The sequence below is a fragment of the Rubrobacter marinus genome (assembly GCF_011492965.1).
Lineage (GTDB): Bacteria > Actinomycetota > Rubrobacteria > Rubrobacterales > Rubrobacteraceae > Rubrobacter_F > Rubrobacter_F marinus.
The window spans coordinates 1,849,043-1,869,258 of sequence record NZ_CP045121.1 but is presented as its reverse complement, the minus strand read 5'-3'; the positions used below and the strand labels follow the sequence as shown (position 1 = coordinate 1,869,258).

Below are 20,216 nucleotides of genomic sequence, written 5' to 3'. Positions count from 1 at the left end.
CTGGCCTCCCTAGACCAGCTCCGCCTGGACGACTATGCGCTCGGCGTAGTCCGGGAGGGTGCAGGTCTGGAGGGAGAGCAGGGACTTGCCCTCGACGGGGTTCATCACCTCGACGTTATCGGGCGGGACCACGATCTGCTCGCTGACGACGTACCTGTACTCGCCGCCGGCGGAGTCCGTCACGAGGATCTCGTCGCCGGGGACGAGCAGGTCGAGGTCGTAGAAGACGCGGTCGGAGCGGGTGCCGGGATAGCCGAGACGATGCCCGGCGACGTAGACGTTCGCCCCCTCCTGCCACGGGTAGCCGGTGGCGGGGATGTGGGCCGTGCCCTCCGTCAGGGCCTCCTCCGAGACCTCGTCGAAGGCGGGGACGCCCTCCAGGCCGAGCTTGGGGATGGTGATGTAGAGCGTCTTGTCCTCCGGGCCCCGGGATCCCGCCCGAAATTGAACGGCTTGACCGCGGGGATCGCGCCCGCCGAGCCCGCCGCGCCCTGAAGCTGCACGGGCTCGTTCCCCTCGCCCTCCTCGAAGAAGTCCCTGAACTTCGGGACGCCCTCGGGGCCTCCGCGACCTCGCCCGTCGCCTCCGAGGCGGTGGTCCTCCCGGCGACGGTCATCCCACCGGCGACGGTCGTCTCTTCGGCGGCGGTGGTCTCCGGGGCCATCTCCCCCGTGGCCGGGGCTGTCCGGGTCCCTTCCGAAGGCGCGGGCTGTTCCGCTTCTTCGGCGCCGCCGCAGGACGGCAGGGCGAAGAGCGAAAGGAGGAGCAGGGCGTAGAAGAACGCCCTGCTCCGGTGGTACATGCTGCGGTTGTGAGCGTTCAGAGGCCTAGTAAGCCTTCTCGCTGCCCACGCCCGGGGCGGGCTTGGAGCCACCCGTCTCCATCATGGAGCCCATGCCGAGGAACGGCGCCACGGCGGCGAGGACCTCGTCCTGGGTCAGCGCGGCCGGGAAGGCCGTGTTCGCCGGGGGCACGACGCCGTTGAGGTTGTTGATGGCGACGACGTGCTCGCCCTCGACCCCGGCGATGCTGCCGGCCGCGGCCAGAACGGCCGGGTCGGAGATCATCGGGGCGGCGCCGAGGTAGGCGCCGACGCCCACGGGCTCAAACGTGCCCGCGAGCTCCAGGATCGAAGCCTGGCTCGAGAACGCGCCCTCCGGGAAGGTGAACTCCGGCTTGGCGACCGGGGTGCCGCCGGCGCCCGTGATCAGCTCGATCAGGGCGTTGACGTGCTGGTTCTCGTGGTCGTACGTGGCCGCGATGTAGCTGAGGGCGGGCTCGGCGAGGACGCCGGAGTCGAGCGCTATCCCGTAGAACTCGGCCTCGAGGTACTCGAGCGTGAGGGCGAAGTTGGCGATGTCGATGTCGCCGCCGCCGCTGGCGCCGCCGTAGGTCTGCGCCTCCGCGCGACCGGAGAGGAGCGCCGTACCGGCGACGGTACCGACGGCCGCGGCCGCGAGCGCCTTCAGGAAGTTGCTCCTGGTCCGGGGCCGCGCGAACTCCTCCACGCTAGGCAGATTGATCGTGTGCTTCTCCATCTGTTTCTGTCCCCTCCCTTAAGCCGTGACGCCGAACGGGGCGACGGCGGCCAGAACTGCGTCCAGCGGCAGCGCCTCTTCGAACGCGATGTTGTTCGGCGGTACGACACCCTGAAGGATGTTGATCGCGCAGCGGTGCTGGCACTCGGCGTTGTGGATCGAGATCGCCGCCGCCAGCAGGTTCTTGTCGACGAGCGCCGGAGCGGCGCCCTGGTAGGCCCCGATCCCCACCGGCTCGAACGTCGCCGCGTACCCGAGGAACGTCGCCGCGTCCGCGGTCGCGTCGTCCGGGAAGATAAACTCGGGCGTCGCCGGTACCTCGGCGCCTGCGGCCGAGAGGGTCGACGCGATGGCGTCGGCGTGCGCGAACTCGTGGTCGCGGATCGCCGCGATCTGCGCCAGATCGTTGCCGGCGAAGAGGCCGGAGGCCGCGCCGATGTCGTAGAACGTGCCCTCCAGAAGCTCTAGCTTGTAGGCGAGCTGGAAGATGCCCACGTCGCCCACGGCCTGGTAACCCTCGTGGACCGCCCAGGCCGGACGAGCACCGAGGGCCAAGCCCCCCGCGCCGGCCGCGGCCGCGGCCGCACCAGCCATCGCCGCCGTCTTCAAGAAGTTGCGCCGCGAGTACTCCCGGTCGAACCCGACCGGCGAGATGCGGCTCTCTGCTCCGTCCATCCGCTGACTCCTTTCTCTGCGGGACCCTATGTCCCTGAAGAACACCACAGTTCGTCTCACCACTTCTCTACGAAGCCCCCCCGGCCCCGGATCAACAATCCCCCAAATCCCTCCCATGTTCTTCGCCAATGGTCCTATATATGAAAAAGGCGCCCCTCACGCCTCGAACGCGCATGCTAACAGCAACCGCGTCATCCGAACAAGCGAATATGTGTGTAGATGTGTGTATTTTCGTAACAAGAGCGCAACCTTGCGGGCGGCTTTTCGGCATACCTGCCCGTCCGTTCCTCCCTCGGATGCATGCTTTGGTGTTCTCGAGCGAGGGGTGGAGTGATCCGGGGCGGTGGCGCTCGCGTAAGATACGGGCATGGCGGACAGGGGACGACAGTACCTTCTCATGGCGGACGAGGACCTCATGGCCCTGGTCGAGAGCGAGGACTCGGGGGCGTTCGCGGGGTTGTACGACAGGCACGTAAGGGCGGCCTACTCCCTCGCCTACAGGATGATGGGCGATCGGCAGGCGGCCGAGGATCTGGCGCAGGAGGCTTTCTTGGAGGTGTGGCGGGCAGCGCGAAGTTACAGAGCGGACAGGGGGAGCGTGCGAACCTGGATCCTCTCGATCGTGCACAACCGCGGCATCGACCAGCTCCGCTCCAGCGCGAGCCGCCGCAGGACCCAGGATAAGGTCGAGGCCGTCGCGGTCACGACGCAGCCGAGCGAGGCCTTCGCGGAGACGTGGCGGAACTCGCAGAGGGTTCAGGTGCGCGAGGCCCTCAAGGTGCTTCCGCCGGAGCAGCTCAAGGTGCTGGAGCTCGCGTACTTCTCCGGGTACACCCACCTGGAGATCGCGGAGCTTCTCGACCTGCCGCTCGGTACGGTCAAAGGCCGCATGAGGCTCGGCCTCAAGAAGATCCGGGGCTACTTCGAGGACCGCGGGATGGCGGTGCCCGGATGAGCGGCCCGACGAGAGCACCGGGGGGGGACCCGGATCGCACGCGCTTTGACGAGCTCGCAGCGGCCTACGCCCTCGGCGCCCTGACCGGCGAGGAACGGCTGTGGTTCGAGGCCTACCTCGCCGAGCACCCCGAACTAAACGCGGAGGTCGACGAGCTCGAGAGCGTCGCCGACCTTCTCGCCCTCGCCCCCGCCGAACAGGAGCCGAGCCCCGGTCTGAGAAGGAGCGTGCTCGAACGGGTCGGCGCCCCGCGCGAGATCCTGAGCGAGGCGCCGCCCCGGCGGGAGCGCCGGGAGGGCGGGAGACGCTGGTTTCTCCGTCCGCAGGTGCTCGCGGCGGCCGCGGCCGTGCTCTTCGCCGTGGTCGGGCTGCTCGCGTGGAACTTCTCGTTGCGGGACCAGAACGGCGACCTGCGCGACGAGGTCGCCGAGCGGCGCACGATCCAGATGGAGGGCTCGGGGCTCGCGAGCAACGCGGGCGGGGAGGTGCTCATGACCGGCGACGATCAGGCGGTGCTCGTCGCCAGGGAGCTGCCGCCCCCGCCCGAGGGCGAGGTTTACGAGACCTGGATCATCCGCGACGGCGTGCCGGAGCCCGCTGGCCTCTTCGAGCCGCGCGACGGCGACGCCGCTACGACCGTCCGGGGCTCCATGGAGGGCGCCGAGGCCGTCGCGGTGACGCTCGAGCCCGAGGGCGGCTCCCCCATGCCGACGAGCGACCCGATCCTCGTCGCCCCGCTCGCGTAGCGGAACCCGCCGTTTCGTCGCTGTTTCCGGGTTTAACCCGCCTCTAACGCGGGTAGTACCGCTTGTAGCGAGGAAAGGAGAAAGCATGTCGGTAGCTCGTGTAACCGAGATCAGCGCGACCTCCCAGTCGAGCTTCGAAGATGCCGTCAAAGAGGGCATCAACCGCGCCACCAGCACGCTTCGGGGCGTCGAGGGGGCCTGGGTCAAGGACATGAACGTCCTGATCGACAACGGCAGCATCGTCGGCTACAAGGTCAACCTGGCGATCACGTTCCTCCTCGAGGATTCCCAGGGCGTCGGGTAGAACGAGGCGAACATAGAGGTGGTTATGGACGCCCCGGTCTTCCGGGGCGTTTTCGCGCGTCCTATGGCTCCGGGGCGAGCCAGTCCAGGGCGACGGCGGCGGTCCAGGACTGGTCGTCCGAGCCCAGCGGTTCGCCGGTGAACGGCTCGAAGTACTCCGCGAAGCCGCCGGCGGCGAGTTGTTCCAGGGAGGAGCGTCTGAGGTCGGCGGCGCGTCCCTCCTCGCCCGCCAGCTTCAGCGAGCGCCAGAGGAGCCAGGAGATCACCGGCCAGACCGGCCCGCGCCAGTAGGCGCGAGGGTGGAAGCGCGCCTCTCGCGGGCTCGTGCTAGGCGGGAGCGGCCAGCGGAGGCGGTCGTCCCCCGCGAACGTTCCCGAGTAGAGGAGCAGGAGTAGCTTCTCGCGGAGGGTGTCCGTGCAGCCCGAGATCAGGGGCGCGAAGCCGGCGATCGTGCGGACTCGCAGGGGCTCGTCCGAGCGCAGGTCCCTGTCCAGGCAGAGGCCGAGGTCCCCGTCGTAGCAGGCGTCGAGGCCCCGGCGGCCGCGCTCGATCCAGCGCCCTATCATCTCCACGTCCCTCTCCCGCGCGCCGACGATGCGCGAGATCTCCACGAGCGCCTCGTTTGCCGCGACGAGGATCGCGCTGAACAGCACGTCCTTGACCAGAAACGGGTGCGAGCGGTAGATCCTCCCCTCGTCGTAGCGGCTGCGCTTGAGGAGGTCGACGAGCCACAGGTAGCGGTCGTACTCCTCCGCGGTCGGGCGCTCCGAGGGCTCGTCGACGAACCCGAGGTCGGGGCGCGCGTAGGGCGAGAGCTCGCCGACCTTGACGTTGGCGAGGGCCTCGTCCCAGCGCGGGGAGTTGTCGGTGCCGCTCTCCCAGGGGTGGTAGATCGTCACCAGCCCCGAGCCCTCGGGGTCCCTCGCCGTAGCCAGGTAGCGGTGCCACGCGAGGAGGTTCGCGTAGCCTCCGGAGAGGAAGGATCGGGCCTCGTCCTCGTCCGCCGTCCCCCGCGCGACCTCGAAGATCCGGAGGGCGGCTATGGCGTGTACCGGGGGCTGGCAGAGGGCGCTCGTCGGTCGCGGCGTCCCGGAGGCGCTCCTGGAGAGCGAGGCGGAGGCCCAGTGCTCGGGGCCCAGGAGGTAGCTTCCGGGCGGGGCCTTGGGGTTGAAGACGATGTGCGGGATCTTGCCCGTCGTCCACTGGCCGTCGAGGAGCGTCGTGAGCTCGCTGGCCGCGCGCCGCGCGCCGAGTCGGGCGAGGCCTATGGCGATGAACGCGCTGTCCCAGCTCCACTGGTGCGGGTAGAGCTCCGGCGCGGCCCTCGTCCAGCCGCCCATGTCGTTGCGGCGGAGTACGCGAACGGCCTCTTCGAACATTCCCGCGAAAGAATCGGACATTACGGACACCATACCCCGACCGCGGTGGGCTCACGCCGGGCGCCCGGGAGGGGCACGTTTCCGGCGATGGTGTTAAAAAGGGCGCGTGATCCGACTAGGCTACCCCGCGCAGAACCTCGCCATCCCGGCGGGGACGAACCACACGTGCCGCCTCGCGAGCCTGCCGGACGCCGAGAAGGTGCGGGCGCTCGTGTGGGAGAACATCACCGCGCTGGAGACGATCATCCGCTGGAACGCCGAGCGCGGCATCTCGCTCTTCCGGATGGGGCAGGCGATGGTCCCGTTCGCCTCCCACCCGGCCTTCCCGTACGACTGGGAGGAGGAGCACGGCGAGGACTTCCGCTGGATCGGCGGGCTCGCCCGCTCCCTCGGCGTGCGCCTGAGCATGCACCCCGGCCAGTTTATCCAGCCCGGCAGCCCCAAGCCCGGCACCTCGGAGCGGAGCCTCGCCGAGCTTCGGTACGTCGCGCGCCTCTTCGACCTCCTCGGGAGCGACGACTCCGTCATGGTCCTGCACATGGGCGGGGCCTACGAGGACCGGGCCGAGACCGCTCGGCGCTTCGTCGAGGTGATGGCGCCGCACGCGGAGATCCTGAAGTACCTGGCGCTGGAGAACGACGAGCGCGTCTGGCCCATCGGCGACATCGTCGCGACCGCGAGCGCCCTCGGCGTACCCGCGATCCTCGACTCCTTCCACCACGGCATCCACCCCGGCGGCCTGACCCTGGGGGAGGCCGTCGACCTCGCCCTCCCCACCTGGGCGGGGCACGGGCGGCCGAAGCTTCACCTCTCCAGCCAGGACCCCGAGAAGCGCCCCGGCGGCCACGCCTACCTCGTGGACCCCGCCGACTACGAGACGCTTCTCATCGCCCTCGACGGCCGGGAGGCGGACGTCATGGTCGAGGCGAAGGGCAAGGAGGAGGCCCTCGTGGCGCTCGGTGTGGAGCTCGGGGTATAGGGAGGGCTGGGGGCGTCTCCCAGACCGGAGACGGCGAACGCAACGCGACGGACGGAGGTTCGGGATGGCCGAGAGGTTCGATGTGATGATACTGGGGATGGGCCCCGGCGGGGAGGTCGCCGCCGGGCGCCTCCTAAACGCGGGCAAGAAGGTCGCCGTCGTCGAGAGGGAGCTTATCGGGGGCGAGTGCGGCTACTGGGCCTGCATCCCGTCGAAGACCCTGATCCGTCCGCCCGAGGTGAGGAGCGAGGCGGCGCGCGCCGCGGGGACGAGCACGCCGGAGCTCGACGTCGAGGCCATCTTCGACTACCGCGATTTCATCATCCGCAACCTCGACGACTCCCGCCAGGTCGAGGGCTACGAGAAGAAGGGCGCCACGGTCATCAAGGGCGAGGGGCGCCTCGCGGGCGAGGGACGGGTCGAGGTCAACGGCGAGAGCTACGAGACGGAGCACGTGATCCTCGCCACCGGCTCGTACTCGAACCCCCTCCCCATCGACGGCCTCGACGAGGTGACGGTGTGGACGAACCGCGAGGCCACGACGACGCGCGAGGTGCCGGGCCGCGCCGTCATCATCGGCGGCGGTCCGAACGGGGTCGAGACGAGCCAGTGGCTCTCCCGGCTCGGGTGCGAGGTAACCCTCGTCCAACACGCCGACGTCCTCGTGAACCGGGAGGACCCGAGGGTCGGCGGGATCATCAAGGGCATCCTGGAGGAGGAGGGCATCGGGGTGCGCGTCGGCCGAAGCGTCGAGAGGGCGCGCAGTAAGGAGGGCGAAGGCGCGGTGGTCACCCTCGACGACGGGGAGGAGATCCCCACGGACGTCGTCGTCACCGTCGCCGGCCGGACGCCGAGGACGGAGGGGATCGGGCTGGAGTCGGTCGGCGTCGAGCCGGACAAGGGCGGCGTCGCCGTGGACGAGCGGTGCCGCGTCGAGGGGGCGTCCGGGAACGTCTGGGCGGTCGGGGACGTGACGGGCAAGCTCCTGTTCACTCACGTGGCCCAGTACCAGGGCCGGGTCGTGGCGGCGAACATCCTCGGCGGGGACCGGCACGCGAGCTACGGCGGCGTGCCGCGGGTCGTGTTCTCGGACCCGGAGATCGCGGCCGTCGGCCTCACCGAGGAGGAGGCGCGCTCGCAGGGGATGGACGTGACCGCCGTGACCCTGGACCTGCCGGAGCTTATCGCGAAGCCGTGGACGTACGAGCAGGAGCCGCGGGGGACCCTGAGCCTCGTCGCGGACCGGGGCCGCGGGGTGCTCGTGGGGGCGTGGGCCGTGGCGCCGCAGGCGGGGGAGTGGATCCACCACGCCGCGACCGCCATCCGCGTCGGGATTCCCGTGGAGGAGCTGCGCGACGGCATCGCCCAGTTCCCGACCTTCACGGGCGCGTACATCGACGCGTTCGAGATGCTGGACGTCTAGGAGGGAGCAGCCGTGCACGAGAACCCTTCACGCGAGGAGATCAGGAACCTTCTGGAGGGCGCGCGCAACGTGGCGGTCGTCGGGCTCTCGGAGAGCCCGTACCGCACGAGCCACGCCATCGCCCGCTTCCTGCAGAACGCGGGGTACAGGATCTTCCCGGTCAACCCGAACCTCAAGGGCCCGGTCCTCGGCGAGGAGCCCTACGCCACGGTCGAGGAGATCCCGGAGCGGGTGGACATCGTGGACGTCTTCCGCAGGAGCGAGCTCACCCCGCCGGTCGCGCGCGACGCCGCGGTGGCCGGGGCGAGGGCCATCTGGCTCCAGCTCGGCGTCTACAACGAGGAGGCGGCGCGCTACGCCGGGGAGCACGGCCTCACGGTCGTCATGGACCGCTGCATAAAGGTGGACCACGCCGCCCTCCTGGGCCGCTAGGGACGCCCGGCGGTTGGCCAGAGCCCCCGTCGCCCCGAGCGTATGTGTAAGATATGCAACGTCAGGAGGCGAGGGAAGGGGTAAGCATGCCGCGCATCAGGCCGATAGAGCCGGAGGACGCTCCTTCGGTATCTCAGGAGTACGTCGAGAAGGGCAAGGCCAAGACCGGCGGGCAGGTCGTCAACTTCTACAAGCAGATGTCCGTCTCCCCCTCATCGTTCAAGGCGTACATGGACTTTGCCGCCACGCTCGAAGGCGGCGCGCTCGACCGGCAGACGCAGGAGTCCATCGCCGTCGCGGTCTCGGACTACGACGGCTGCGTCTACTGACTCTCGGTGCACTCCGCCGTGGCGGAGCAAGAGGGCCTGAGCAAGGACGAGGTCCGGCAGGCGCAGAGCTTCGAATCGGACGACCCCAAACGGGCGGCGGCGCTGCGCTTCGCCCGCGACGTCGTCGAGAGCCGGGGGCACCCCTCGGACGGCTCGTTCGAGGAGGTCCGCGAGGCAGGGTACACGGACGAGCAGATCATGGAGGTGATCTCCAACGTCGCCCTCACCCAGTTCTCCAACTACATGAACGACTCGATCCAGACGGAGGTAGACATCCCCGCGGTCGAGCCGACGAGCAGCCGCTGAACATGCATCCATCACCGGGGCGACGGTGGTCGCCCCGGACGCTCCTGGAGGTCACCGCGTGGTACGAGAGATAGCCTACTTCGAAGTCCAGGAGGGCCAGGGCGAGGGCTTCATCGAGGCCTACAACGGGGTCGCGAACGTCCTGAACGAGGCATCGGGGAGCCACGGCGCGACGCTGCACAGGGGGATAGAGAACCCCAACTCCTTCACCCTCATCGTCGAGTGGGACTCCGTCGACGCGCACACCGCGCTCACGAGGGAGCCCGGTTTCGAGGACTTCGGGGACGCCATCGGTCCGTACCTCGCCGGCCGGCCCGAGGTCCGGCACGTCGAAGCGGTCGGCTAGGGGGAGAAGATGCCCGGGGCCATCGCCTTCGACGTCTACGGGACCCTCGTCGACCCGCTGGAGATGGGGGAGCGCCTCCGGCCCGTCGTCGGGGAGGGGCTCGCGGAGTCCATGGCGAAGCTCTGGCGCGAGAAGCAGCTCGAGTACACCTTCAGGCGCGCCCTCATGCGCCGCTACGAAGACTTCGACGCCTGCACCCGCCAGGCGCTCGACTACGCGATCGAGGCCCTAGGGGCCGAGCTCTCCGGCGCCGACCGGGAGCGTCTGATCTCCGAGTACGTCAACCTCTCCCCCTTCGCCGACGTGGCGCCGGGCCTGGAGGAGATGAGGGCGGCGGGCCACGCCCTCGTCGCGTTCTCCAACGGCGTGGAGGCCACGCTGCGCTCGCTTCTCGAACGGGCGGGCATCCTGCCGCTCCTCGACGGCGTCGTCAGCGTCGACGCCGTCACTTCGTTCAAGCCGGACCCCGAGGTCTACCGCTACCTCTGCCGGAGGCTCGACAGGCCGCCTTCGGGGGTGTGGCTCGTCTCCAGCAACCCGTTCGACGTGATCGGGGCGAAGAACGTCGGCCTGAGCGCCGCCTGGGTGAAGCGCGGCCCCGCCGCCCTCTTCGACCCCTGGGGCATCGAACCCGACCTCGTCGTCCCGGACCTCCGGGACCTCGCCGCGAAGCTCTGAGCGCTCCGCCGGAGCAACCTCCCCTGCGCCTCTTCGTCTACGGCACCCTCAAGCGAGGCGAGCGCAACCACGACCGTTTCTGCGCGGGTTTCGCGAGCGTCGAGGAAGCGACCGTCCGGGGGAGGATCTACGACCTCCCCTACGGCTTCCCCGCTCTCGTGGTGCCGGCGGAGGACGTCCACGCCGTCGGTACCGCGGACTACGTAGCCGACGCAAACCTCCCCCACGGCGCCAGGGTCCGCGAGCGCGCGGAGCTCCCGGGCTGGGATTCCGTCCACGGGGAGCTTATGACCTTCGGAGACCCCACGGAGCGTCTGCCGGCCGTCGACGGGCTTGAGAGGTTTCGTCCGGGCGAGGAGGGCTTCTACACCCGCGTCCTCGTCCCCGTCACGCCGGCGAGTAGCGGAGAGCCGGTGCTCGCGTGGGCCTACTCGGCCGCGGAGGGCTCCGGCGTCTACCTGCCCGGCGGGACCTGGCCGGCCTGACTAGGGTCTCCCGAAGAGGCGGACCCAGGCCGGGAAGAACGTGCAGACGAAGGCCAGGAGGAGCGTGACGGCGAGCGTCCTGCCGTCGCGGCGGCGGGAGAAGGCGAGCCAGGCGAGGGAGATCCAGAACAGCATGTTCGCCGACGCGACGCCGTAGACCCAGCGGGAGAACTTGTGCTGGTCCGAGAAGAAATCCATCTCCTCGATCTCCGGGTAGCGCGTCTCCTCGTCCATCCGGGAGCGGAGCACGAAGACGGGGAGCAGGTTCGCCAGGATCACGGCGCCTCCCCAAGCCGCCAGCGCGCGCGGACCCGAAGAGCGACCCCGCACGAGGTACGTCAGGACGATCGTCATCAGCACGTTCCCGGTGGCTCCGACGTAGATGGGCACCGGGAAGCGGCCCATGTCGCGCAGGTCGTCCATCTCGTTCAGCCGCTTGCTCAAGCGCTCCGCTCCCCGCTCGTAGGACCGCCGCGACCGGCGAGGCCGAGGTTCGCGCCCGAAGGGGCGGGCACGGTCGCGGTGCGCGCGCCGATCACGCTCACCGCGAGCCCCCCGAACGGCAGGGAGGGGAGGTGGTCCGGCGCTTCACGACGCGTCCTCCAGCAGCCTCAGCGCCGCTCCGACGTGCATCTTCACCCCGACGGGCAGGGCGTCCTCGTCTATGTCGAAGCGCGGGTGGTGGTGGGGGAAGGAGATCCCCTTCTCCTCGTTCCTCGCCCCGACGAGGTAGAAGGTCCCCGGCGAGACCTGCCCGTAGGCCGAGAAGTCTTCGCCGCCCATCGTCGGCGGCATCCGCACCAGCGTCGCCTCCCCGAGGACGTCGCGCGCCGTCTCCTCCACCGCTCGCGTCACCTCGTCGTCGTTTATGACCGGCCGGTAGCCGCGCTGGTACTCGAACTCGTACTCGGCCCCGTGGGCCTGGGTGATCCCGCGGACCACCCGCTCCATCGCCCCCGGCATCCCGTCCCGGATCTCCGGCTTGAGGGTCCGCACCGTCCCGATCATCTCGACCGAGCCGGGGATGACGTTGTGGGCCGTCCCGCCGGTGAACTTCGTGACGGAGACGACGACGTTCTCTATCGGGTCCGTCTCCCGGGAGACGACGTGCTGGAGGTTCGTGACGACCTGCGCCCCGACCGCGATCGAGTCGACGGTCTGGTGCGGCAGCGCGGCGTGCCCGCCCTTCCCCTTCACCACGATCTTGAACGTGTCCGGCGCGGCCATCATCGGACCGTAGACAACCCCGACCTTGCCCGCCGGTAGCCCGCTCCACAGGTGGATCCCGACGACCCTGTCCACCCCGTCCATGACCCCGGCCCGGACCATCTCCTCCGCCCCGCCGGGGAAGAGCTCCTCGGCGTGCTGGAAGACGAAGCGGACCTCGCCCCGCAGCTCGCCCTTCATCCCGGCGAGCACCTTCGCCGCGCCGAGCAGCATCGCCGTGTGGCCGTCGTGGCCGCAGGCGTGCATCACGCCCGGGTTGCGCGAGACGAACTCGGAGTCGTTCTCCTCGGTGATGGGGAGGGCGTCCACGTCCGCCCTGAGCGCGATCACGCGCCCCGGCGCACCCCCGACGAGCCGCGCCAGCACGCTCGTCGGCGTCGGCCGCGAGAGCTCGAGCCCGCCGAAGGACTCCAGGGTCTCGTAGACGAAGCGCGAGGTCTCCTCCTCGTGGAAAGAGAGCTCCGGGTTGCGGTGGAGGTGGCGCCGCCAGCCGACGACCTCCTCACTCACGCCCTCGACGAGGCTGCCGATCGTTGCGGTCTCGATAATGGCCCCTTCCTGTCGACGTTTCCGCCGGTCTGAGACCGGCCCATCGTATACGCCCCCGCGGGGCATGCGCAATTCCGGAGCACTCAGAAGGGCCGGCCCGCGTAGCCTAACCGGCGACGCCGGAGCCTCGCGCGTGCCCCGGGGGCACGGGTGCGGCGCTGTAGGTCTTCGTGCCCTCGAACGCCCGGGCGGCGCGCAGGATCTTCGCCTCGCCCCAGTCCGGCCCGACGAGCATCGCGCCTACGGGGAGACCCTCCGACGTGCCGCAGGGCACGCTCATGGACGGGAGGCCGGTGACGTCGAAGGCGCAGGTGTTGTGGATCATCTCCAGCGCCCGCGCGACGATCTCCTCGCGCGGGGCGTCGGCGGGCGGGATCGGGGTCGCCTTCATCGGGACCGTGGGCAGGACGAGGAGGTCGTACTCGGAGAGCGCCGCGTGGTAGGCCGCGGAGAGTTTGCGGGAGAGGTTCTGGGCCTTGGCGTAGTAGCGGCCGTGGTAGCGCTGCTGCATGTAGCGTCCGACGAGCATCGTCAGCTTGACGGTCTCGGCGAGGTCGTCCGCGCGCGTGATCCTGCCGCGCGCGTAAGCGTCGAGCAGGGAGGTCGTGTAGTGGCCCTTCCAGTTCGTGCCCATGGAATTTCCGCTCACCATGAGCGCCGTCGCCCCCTCGATGGCGATACCGTTCCAGATGTGGATCCCGTCGCGGTGCAGCGGCACGGAGACCTCCCCCACCTCCGCCCCGAGCCCCCGGAGAACCTCCGCCGCCTCCCGGACGGAGGCGTCCACGTCCTCCTCCGAGAGCCCCGGCCAGCCGAAGCCCTCCGAGAGGACGCCGATCCTCACCCCCTCGACGCCGCCGTCGAGGTCGGAGAGGTAGTCGTCGACCCTGACGCCCGCCTGCCGCGGGTCCAGGCCGTCCTCCCCGGCGATCGCCGAGAGGAGGAGGGCGACGTCCTCGACGGTGGCCCCGATCGGCCCGACGTGGTCGAGCGTCAGCTCTATGGGGAAGGCGCCGGTGTACGGGACGAGACCGTGCGTGCCCTTGAGGCCGTAGACGCCGCACCAGGAGGCGGGGATGCGGATCGAGCCGCCCTGGTCGCCGCCTATCGCCGCGTCGCACTCCCCGCTCGCAACGAGCGCGGAGCTCCCGCTGGAGGAGCCGCCCGCCGAGCGCGAGCGATCGTGGGGGTTACGGACGGGCCCCGTATCGCTCGTGTGGCTGCCGCCGGAGAAGCACAGGGACTCGCAGACCGCCTTGCCCAGGATCTCGCCGCCCGCGTCGAGGATGCGCGCGACGACCGTGGCGTCGGCCTCGGGGACGTAGCCCTCGAGGACGGCCGTGCCGTTCATCATCGGCACCCCGGCGACGCAGACGTTGTCCTTGATAGCAAGGCGCTTCCCGGCGAGCGGCCCGCCGTCCGAGCCCCGGATCCTGCACCTCCAGTACCAGGCCCCCAGGGCGTTCTCCTCGGGCTCGGGACGGTAGGCCCCGGAGCGCGGGTGCCTCACCTCGGGCGCGGGCTCGACGAGCTCGTCGAGACGCCGGTACGAGGCCATCGCCCCCTCCACCAGCCCGAGAAACGACGCGACGTCCGCGTCGGAGAGGTTGAGGTTGTAGGAGGCCGAGATCTCCCGCAGCTGTTCGGGGGTGGGTTGCTTTACCACGATGCGCTCCTCCTTCTCATCCCGGCCCCGGAGACGACAAGCGTTCCGTACGCCGAGAGACGATCCCGTCGCGCCCCAGGATGCCGCACCATCGCGCCCCGCGCGAGCCGCACCGCCTCTCACCCGGGGCACGCGAAGGGGCCCGCTCTCGCGGGCCCCGATCTCGCGCGGCTATCCCGATCTGCCGGGGTCAGGAACCGCGTCGCAGGCGCCGGATCCTGGTGCGGCCCTCGCCCTCGCCGCCCCCACTGCCCTCGTCGCGGCCGGGCTGGTAGCCCGTCGACGCGCTCTGGTAGTCCTGCATGTCCGTGAACTCTTTCTCGCCGGGCTCGGCGGCGGGGGCCCCGAAGTACTCGCTCGCCCCCTCCCTGTCGCCCGTACGGCCGCCCTGTCCCTCGCCAGAGCCCGCCGAGCCGGAGGGGCCGCTACCCTGGCCGCCGCTGCTCTCGCGGATCGCGTCGCGGTAGCCCTGCAGGTACGCCTCGCGAGCGGCGGATTCCCCCGTATCCTGGCCGCCGGTCCCGGAGGTCTCGCCGGCGATCGCCTCTGCGCCCTGGCGATCGTCCTGTCCGCTGCCCTCGCGATGCTGGCCGCCACTCTCGCGGTACTCGCCCCCGCCTTCGCGGTACTCGCCGCCATCCCCCCGGTCCCCGGTCTCGAAGTCGCTCACGCCGCCGGAGGTCGAGGCGCCGCCGGCCGCGGAAGCCATGGCGGAATCGGAGACGTAGTTCTCGTCGTTGCGGTACTCCTCGCGGCCCACGTTCTCGCGGGAGCCGCGATCGGAGGTATCGTAGTCGTCGCCGCGCATCGTGTTGTCGCCAGCCGCGGCCCCTTCCGCGCCCGAGGCGTCGGTCGGACGGTCGTAGGAACCGCCCGTCCCGCCGCCGAGGCCGAAGTGTCCGCGGATCCTCTCCTCGAACGAGCGGTCGATCTCGTCGTCGTCCCTGTACTGCGGGGCGTCCTTCACGCGCTCCTTCGACTCGGCCACCTCGATCACGCGATCCCGGTCGTTGACGCGCACGATCTCCATCGGGATCAAGGTCGTCCCCGAGAGCCCGAAGAGGCCCATCTTGACCCCTATGTACTCCTCGCGGTCCCTCTCGTCGACGAACAAGTCGTCGACCTTGCCTATGCTCTCGCCGTTGTTGTCGTAGACCTTGTAGCCCTCGTACTTCTCTTCCAACTCGCGCAAGCGATCTTCACCGGCCACGGTATCTCCTCCTTGCCACTTTTGGCTTCGGTGGGACCTGTACCCCCTCCGGAGCGGAAAAAACATACGCGGAGTCGGTACGCCCGGGCGGCGCGATCGCGGTCGCCAAGCTATATATTGGTAGATGATGCGTCGGGGAAGAACCATCGGTAACAAGGCGAGCCGGGGGCCCGAAGCTGGCCCCTCCTTCCGATCTTGACCCCCTCCGGCAACGTCCTCGCCCTGGACGTCGGCTCCTCGTCGGTCCGCTGCTCCGTGTACCGAGGGTTGGGGGAGGTCGTCGAGGGCACGGCCTCCGCCCACGAGCACGCCTTCGAGCGGGGCGCGGGCGGGGCGGCCACCCTCGACCCCGAGGTGCTCGCGGCGCTCGTCTTCCGCGCCGTGGACGAGACGCTCTCCAAGGGCGGGGGCACGGAGGGCGGCATCGCCGCCGTCGCCACGAGCACGTTCTGGCACAGCCTGCTCGGCGTGGACGCGCGCGGGCGTCCGACGACCCCGATCTTCACGTGGGCCGACCGCCGTGCGGCGGGCGCGGCGCGTGGGCTACGGCGGACCCTCGACGAGGGGGCCGTGCACGCCCGAACGGGCTCCGTCCTCCACTCCAGCTACTGGCCCGCCAAGCTCCTCTGGTTGAGCCGGACGGACCCCGACGCCTTCTCCCGCACCGATCGCTTCCTCTCCCCCGGCGAGTACCTCCAGCTCAAGCTCTTCGGGGAGGCGCGCGTCGGGACCTCGATGGCCTCCGGGACCGGCCTCCTCGACCAGAACCGCAAGGCATGGGACGGCGACCTCTTGGCGGCGCTGCCCATCGACGAGGGCAAGCTCTCCCCCATCTCGGACGAGCCGCTCGGGGGACTGGGCGGCGAGTGGGCCGAGCGCTGGCCGGCGCTCCGGGAGGTCCCGTGGTTCCCGGCGGTCGGGGACGGGGCGTGCTCGAACGTCGGGAGCGGCTGCGTGACGCAGGACAGGCTCGCCCTGATGGTCGGGACGAGCGGGGCCATGCGCGTCCTGTGGGAGGCCGAGTCCGCCGAGGTGCCCGACGGCCTCTGGTGCTACCGCGCCGACGCCCGGCGCTTCGTCTCCGGCGGCGCGCTCTCCGACGGGGGCAACCTCGTCGAGTGGCTCCGGAGGACGCTGCGCCTCCCCGGTGAGGAGGAGGCGGAGGGCCTGCTCTCCCGCATGCAGCCCGACTCGCACGGCCTCACCCTCCTCCCGCTCCTGGCCGGAGAGCGCGGTCCCGGCTGGGCCGACGAGGCGAACGGGACCGTGGCGGGGCTCTCGATGGGCACCACGCCGATAGACATCCTGCGCGCCGCGATGGAGGCCGTCGCCCTCCGCTTCGCCCTCATAGCGGAAGGTCTGGACGCCGCCTTCCCCGAAGGCGCCCGCGGCAGGGAGGTGGTAGCCACCGGGGGCGGCCTGCTCGGCTCGCCGACCTGGGCGCGCATCATGGCCGACGCCCTCGGGAGGCCGGTCACGGTCTCCGGGGTCGGGGAGGCCTCCAGCCGCGGCGCCGCCCTGCTCGCGGCGGAGGCCCTCGGCGGACCCAGGATCGAAGAGGTGCCGGCCCCGTTCGGCGAGACGATACAGCCCGACGACGGGCGACACGAGGCCTACCGGCGGGCGCTCGAACGCCAGAGGGAGCTGTACGAGGACGTAATGCGGGACGATCGCTAAACCCGCTCGCCCGGGAACGGCGGACGAGCGGCGCGTCCTACCTAACGTTTCGCCCAAAGAACAGGCGCCGACCGGATGGATCCGGTCGGCGCCTCCTGGTTCGGGTTCGGTTACGAGCCGGAGCCGTTCCTCTGGTTCATCGGGACGTAGTCGGCCTCGCGGGCGCCCGTGTAGATCTGGCGCGGGCGGGCGATCTTGAGCTCGGGGTCGTCCATCATCTCCATCCACTGGGCCATCCAGCCGGGGGTCCGGCCGATGGCGAACATGACCGTGAAGGCGTCGGTGGGGATGTTCATGGCCTCGTAGATGATGCCGGACCAGTAGTCCACGTTCGGGTAGAGCTTGCGGCTCGTGAAGTACTCGTCGTCCAGCGCCCGCTTCTCGAGCTCGATGGCGATGTCGAGGAGGACGCTCTGCTTGTTCGTCGCCTCCAGGACCTCGTCGACGTGGCTGCGGATGATCCTGGCGCGCGGGTCGTAGTTCTTGTAGACGCGGTGGCCGAAGCCCATGAGGCGCTCGTTGCCGTCCTTGACGCCCTGCAAGAAGCCCGGGATGTTGTCGACGGAGCCGATCCTCTGGAGCATCTTGAGGACGGCCACGTTCGCCCCGCCGTGCAGCGGGCCGTAGAGCCCGGCGACCCCGGCCGCGATCGCCGAGAACGGGTCGGGCAGGGAGGAGCCGGCGACCCTGACCGCCGCCGCCGAGCAGTTCTGCTCGTGGTCGGCGTGGAGGATGAAGAGGACGTCGAGCGCCTTCTCGATCCTCGGGTCGGGGACGTAGCGGGGCTCCGCCATCTTGAAGAGCATGGAGAGGAAGTTGCCCGTGTAGGAGAGGTCGTTGTCCGGATACACGTACGGGAGGCCCATGGCGTTCCGGTAGGCGAAGGCGGCGAGGGTCGGCATCTTGGCGATCATGCGCACCGCCGAGATGTGCCTCTGCTCCTCGTCCCTTATGTCCACGGCCTCGGGGTAGAACGTGCTCAGGGCGCCGACGCTCGCGAGCAGCATGCCCATAGGGTTGGCGTCGTGGCGGAAGCCCTCCATGAAGCGCTTGATGTTCTCGTGGACGTAGGTGTGGTGCGTGATCTCGTGCACCCACTCGTCGAGCTGCTGCTGGTTCGGGAGGTGCCCGTAGAGGAGCAGGTAGGAGACCTCTAGAAACGACGAGCTCTCCGCTAGCTGCTCGATGGGGATGCCCCGGTGCTCCAGGATGCCCTTCTCGCCGTCGATGTAGGTGATCGCGCTGCGGCAGCTCGCGGTGTTGGAGAAGCCGGGATCGTACGTCATCAGACCGAAGTCGTCGTCGTCGACCTTGATCTGACGGAGATCCATGGCCCGCACGGTGCCGTCTTTGACTTCTACGTCGTAGCTTTTCCCGGTTCGGTTGTCTTTGATGGTAAGGCTGTCGGCCCCCTCGGTAGCCTGAGCCTTTCCATTCTCGGTAGCTTGCGCCCTGTCGGTCAAAATCCCTGCCCTTTCTTCTTGCCAACCGAAACCCTCGCGGGGCCACGGGCCCGTTCCCCGACTCCTATCTTCCCTATAGTTAGACACATTATATCTTCGCGCGCAGGGGGAGTATCGGGGCGGCTCCCGACCGAGAAGGAAGGGGCCCGGAGGGAATAGGGAAGAGGAAATAGGGTGGTTTCGGGCCCCTACGCCGATTATCGGACGCCGCGCGAGATTTCTTTAACGCACGACACCAACGGCGAAGAGACGGCCGGGACGCTCCGAGGGTCGGACGTCCCAAACGAAGCCCTCAACTATCGTCTCCGCGTCGAGCTTCTTGGCCGTCATCCGGATCTCGTCGACGACGACCGCCTCATGAGCACCCCAACCAACACCACGCATGAGCCATACGTCGAGCTTCACGAAGTCGGGACTCGGGCGGTGGATCGGGTTGAGGGGCAGTAGCCGCTCCCCATGCTGTCCAGAAGGCCCTGAAACCCTCGCTTGGTGGTAGTCGACGGCGTTCCCGGGGTGTCGGCGACCTCCTCGACCCGATGAATATGTCGGCCGGCGGCACGGAAACCTATCCATGCTGCCGCCAACGCTTCCGATCGGGCCTAGATTATCCCCTTGCGGCGCAGGTAGACGAGCATCGTCACGCCGATCACGACGAGGACGGCGAGGACGACGAAGTAGCCGTAGCGCGTGGAGAGCTCGGGCATGTTCTCGAAGTTCATCCCGTAGACGCTCGTGATGAACGTCAACGGCAGGAAGAGGGTCGAGACGGCGGTGAGGCGCGCGACGCTCTGGTTGACCCTTCGGGTCTCCTCGGCGTTGCGCTGGGTCTGGCGGGTGGTGTAGATGTCCAGCGAGTCCATGAGGTAGTCGCGCATGGTGTCGATCATGTCGACCACCCGGATCAGGTGGTCCCGCACGTCGTCGTAGTAGGCGACGCTCTCCTCGGGGACGAGCGTGGTCGAGGGCCGCATCAGGATGCCGACGACGTCCCGCAAGGGGACCGCCAGCCTCCGGAGCGCCGTCAGCTCGTGCTTGAGGTGGTAGAGCCGGTCGAAGACGTCCGTCCCGGAGCCGAGGTCCTCGTCGAGGAGCTTGTCCTCGATGTCGTCCACGGTCGCGGAGAGCCTGTTCATGATCGGCAGGTACTCGTCGACCACGGCGTCGAAGACGGTGTGCGCCACGTTGGCCGGCGAGCCCGAGACGAACGCGTTCCCGGAGCCGAGCCTGCGCCGCACCCTCGAGAGCTCCCTGAGCGGCCGTGGATGGACGCAGACCACGTAGTTCTCCCCCACGTACATGTCCACCTCGACGGTCTGCACCCTCTGCGTCTTCTCGGAGAGGTGGAACGAGAAGAGCGCCACGAAGAGGTACTCGTCGTAGATGTCCACCTTGGGCAGGTGGCTGCGGGTGAAGCAGTCCTCGATCGTCAGGTCGTCGAACCCGAAGACCTCCCTCAACAGCCGCCCGTACGGTCCGCCCTGCCCCCCTTCCGTGCTCGCGATGTCGCACCACACGAGCGCGTCCGGGTCGGAGAGATGGAAGGGCAGCTCCTCGAGACCGACGTCGTCGCGTAGCCGCCCCGAGCTGTCCAGCACGAGGACGTCCACGCTCTCCGGCAGGTTCTTTTTGCGCGTCTCTTCCACGGCGACGATTCTACAAGCGGCCGGGGCGAACGACCACGAGAGCGTCGACGAGGAAGGCCTAATAGCAGGAAGCCCCGGCGTGAGTTACCGATGGGCGGCGCGCGGGATAGGGGTGTCCGACGGATTTACGGACCTCGCTCGCGGCCCGGGGCGGTGGATACCTGCTCGGGAGGGCGCGCCGCCGTCGCCTCGTTACGGAGGCGGGCC

General features: G+C 69.5%; 23 protein-coding genes. 12 read left to right on the top strand and 11 right to left on the bottom strand.

The genetic code is table 11. The annotated features are described in order from the left end of the window. Positions 1-9: 9 nt before the first annotated feature. The 3 genes from GBA65_RS09545 to GBA65_RS09535 form a co-directional block, all read right to left on the bottom strand. Positions 10-381, bottom strand: a complete 372-nt coding sequence (locus tag GBA65_RS09545) for a class E sortase (protein ID WP_407691083.1) — start codon at positions 379-381, stop codon at positions 10-12. A gap of 446 nt (positions 382-827) precedes the next feature. Further along, positions 828-1,538 carry a ferritin-like domain-containing protein gene (locus tag GBA65_RS09540; RefSeq protein ID WP_166396364.1) on the bottom strand — a complete coding sequence of 237 codons (711 nt, stop codon included), beginning with the start codon at positions 1,536-1,538 and terminating at the stop codon, positions 828-830. An 18-nt stretch (positions 1,539-1,556) separates the two neighbouring features. After that, entirely contained in the window at positions 1,557-2,213 is a 657-nt protein-coding gene (locus tag GBA65_RS09535) for a ferritin-like domain-containing protein (RefSeq protein ID WP_166396363.1), read from the bottom strand. A gap of 367 nt (positions 2,214-2,580) precedes the next feature. On the opposite strand from GBA65_RS09535, the gene GBA65_RS09530 reads away from it, so the two are divergent. The 3 genes from GBA65_RS09530 (at position 2,581) to GBA65_RS09520 (ending at position 4,218) form a co-directional block, all read left to right on the top strand. Then, positions 2,581-3,168, top strand: coding sequence for a sigma-70 family RNA polymerase sigma factor (locus GBA65_RS09530; protein WP_166396362.1), 588 nt, complete (start codon positions 2,581-2,583; stop codon positions 3,166-3,168). Then, complete coding sequence (locus GBA65_RS09525; protein ID WP_166396361.1) at positions 3,165-3,914, top strand: anti-sigma factor; 750 nt, start codon at positions 3,165-3,167, stop codon at positions 3,912-3,914. The genes GBA65_RS09530 and GBA65_RS09525 overlap by 4 nt, the downstream gene beginning before the upstream one ends. Before the next feature lie 85 nt (positions 3,915-3,999). Continuing rightward, a complete protein-coding gene (locus GBA65_RS09520; RefSeq protein WP_166396360.1) occupies positions 4,000-4,218 on the top strand; it encodes a dodecin family protein in 219 nt (72 codons plus the stop codon). A 61-nt stretch (positions 4,219-4,279) separates the two neighbouring features. On the opposite strand, the gene ggh is transcribed toward GBA65_RS09520, so the two are convergent. Next, positions 4,280-5,617, bottom strand: coding sequence for a glucosylglycerate hydrolase (gene ggh / locus GBA65_RS09515; RefSeq protein WP_166396359.1), 1,338 nt, complete (start codon positions 5,615-5,617; stop codon positions 4,280-4,282). Between the two features lie 85 nt (positions 5,618-5,702). Here ggh and uvsE point away from each other — a divergent pair, with 85 nt between their 5' ends. The 8 genes from uvsE (at position 5,703) to GBA65_RS24200 (ending at position 10,574) form a co-directional block, all read left to right on the top strand. Further along, positions 5,703-6,575: a UV DNA damage repair endonuclease UvsE gene (gene uvsE, locus GBA65_RS09510; RefSeq protein ID WP_166396358.1), complete on the top strand. Its 873-nt coding sequence runs from the start codon at positions 5,703-5,705 to the stop codon at positions 6,573-6,575. Between the two features lie 64 nt (positions 6,576-6,639). Then, a complete protein-coding gene (locus tag GBA65_RS09505) occupies positions 6,640-7,998 on the top strand; it encodes a dihydrolipoyl dehydrogenase family protein (RefSeq protein ID WP_166396357.1) in 1,359 nt (452 codons plus the stop codon). Positions 7,999-8,010: 12 nt separating this feature from the next. After that, positions 8,011-8,430 (top strand): CoA-binding protein, encoded by a 420-nt coding sequence (locus GBA65_RS09500; RefSeq protein WP_166396356.1) that lies wholly within the window; start codon positions 8,011-8,013, stop codon positions 8,428-8,430. 86 nt (positions 8,431-8,516) lie between these two features. Next, entirely contained in the window at positions 8,517-8,759 is a 243-nt protein-coding gene (locus GBA65_RS09495) for a carboxymuconolactone decarboxylase family protein (RefSeq protein WP_166396355.1), read from the top strand. Between the two features lie 18 nt (positions 8,760-8,777). Then, positions 8,778-9,065, top strand: coding sequence for a carboxymuconolactone decarboxylase family protein (locus GBA65_RS09490; RefSeq protein ID WP_166396354.1), 288 nt, complete (start codon positions 8,778-8,780; stop codon positions 9,063-9,065). A 58-nt stretch (positions 9,066-9,123) separates the two neighbouring features. After that, positions 9,124-9,411 (top strand): antibiotic biosynthesis monooxygenase family protein, encoded by a 288-nt coding sequence (locus GBA65_RS09485; protein ID WP_166396353.1) that lies wholly within the window; start codon positions 9,124-9,126, stop codon positions 9,409-9,411. Positions 9,412-9,420: 9 nt separating this feature from the next. Then, positions 9,421-10,089, top strand: coding sequence for a haloacid dehalogenase type II (locus GBA65_RS09480; protein ID WP_166396352.1), 669 nt, complete (start codon positions 9,421-9,423; stop codon positions 10,087-10,089). Continuing rightward, positions 9,993-10,574: a gamma-glutamylcyclotransferase family protein gene (locus GBA65_RS24200; protein ID WP_228281949.1), complete on the top strand. Its 582-nt coding sequence runs from the start codon at positions 9,993-9,995 to the stop codon at positions 10,572-10,574. The genes GBA65_RS09480 and GBA65_RS24200 overlap by 97 nt, the downstream gene beginning before the upstream one ends. Here the strand turns inward: GBA65_RS24200 and GBA65_RS09470 are convergent, their stop codons facing one another. The 4 genes from GBA65_RS09470 to GBA65_RS09455 all read right to left on the bottom strand — a co-directional run bounded on the left by GBA65_RS09470 (position 10,575) and on the right by GBA65_RS09455 (position 15,226). Next, positions 10,575-11,018 (bottom strand): hypothetical protein, encoded by a 444-nt coding sequence (locus GBA65_RS09470; RefSeq protein WP_166396351.1) that lies wholly within the window; start codon positions 11,016-11,018, stop codon positions 10,575-10,577. A 144-nt stretch (positions 11,019-11,162) separates the two neighbouring features. Beyond that, the gene (locus GBA65_RS09465; protein ID WP_407691082.1) at positions 11,163-12,347 is read right to left on the bottom strand and encodes a M20 family metallopeptidase; all 1,185 of its coding nucleotides are present in this window, start codon (positions 12,345-12,347) and stop codon (positions 11,163-11,165) included. A 109-nt stretch (positions 12,348-12,456) separates the two neighbouring features. Next, positions 12,457-14,019: an amidase gene (locus GBA65_RS09460; RefSeq protein WP_166398435.1), complete on the bottom strand. Its 1,563-nt coding sequence runs from the start codon at positions 14,017-14,019 to the stop codon at positions 12,457-12,459. Between the two features lie 187 nt (positions 14,020-14,206). Continuing rightward, positions 14,207-15,226 carry a PRC-barrel domain-containing protein gene (locus GBA65_RS09455; RefSeq protein WP_166396349.1) on the bottom strand — a complete coding sequence of 340 codons (1,020 nt, stop codon included), beginning with the start codon at positions 15,224-15,226 and terminating at the stop codon, positions 14,207-14,209. A 195-nt stretch (positions 15,227-15,421) separates the two neighbouring features. Between GBA65_RS09455 and GBA65_RS09450 the strand changes: the two genes are divergently transcribed. Continuing rightward, the gene (locus GBA65_RS09450; protein WP_228281785.1) at positions 15,422-16,903 is read left to right on the top strand and encodes a gluconokinase; all 1,482 of its coding nucleotides are present in this window, start codon (positions 15,422-15,424) and stop codon (positions 16,901-16,903) included. A gap of 110 nt (positions 16,904-17,013) precedes the next feature. Here GBA65_RS09450 and GBA65_RS09445 read toward each other — a convergent pair whose 3' ends face one another. The 3 genes from GBA65_RS09445 to corA all read right to left on the bottom strand — a co-directional run bounded on the left by GBA65_RS09445 (position 17,014) and on the right by corA (position 20,009). Then, complete coding sequence (locus GBA65_RS09445; RefSeq protein ID WP_166398433.1) at positions 17,014-18,297, bottom strand: citrate synthase; 1,284 nt, start codon at positions 18,295-18,297, stop codon at positions 17,014-17,016. 291 nt (positions 18,298-18,588) lie between these two features. Beyond that, positions 18,589-18,771, bottom strand: a complete 183-nt coding sequence (locus tag GBA65_RS09440) for a hypothetical protein (protein WP_166396348.1) — start codon at positions 18,769-18,771, stop codon at positions 18,589-18,591. Positions 18,772-18,965: 194 nt separating this feature from the next. Next, positions 18,966-20,009: a magnesium/cobalt transporter CorA gene (gene corA / locus GBA65_RS09435; RefSeq protein ID WP_166396347.1), complete on the bottom strand. Its 1,044-nt coding sequence runs from the start codon at positions 20,007-20,009 to the stop codon at positions 18,966-18,968. Positions 20,010-20,216: the final 207 nt, after the last annotated feature.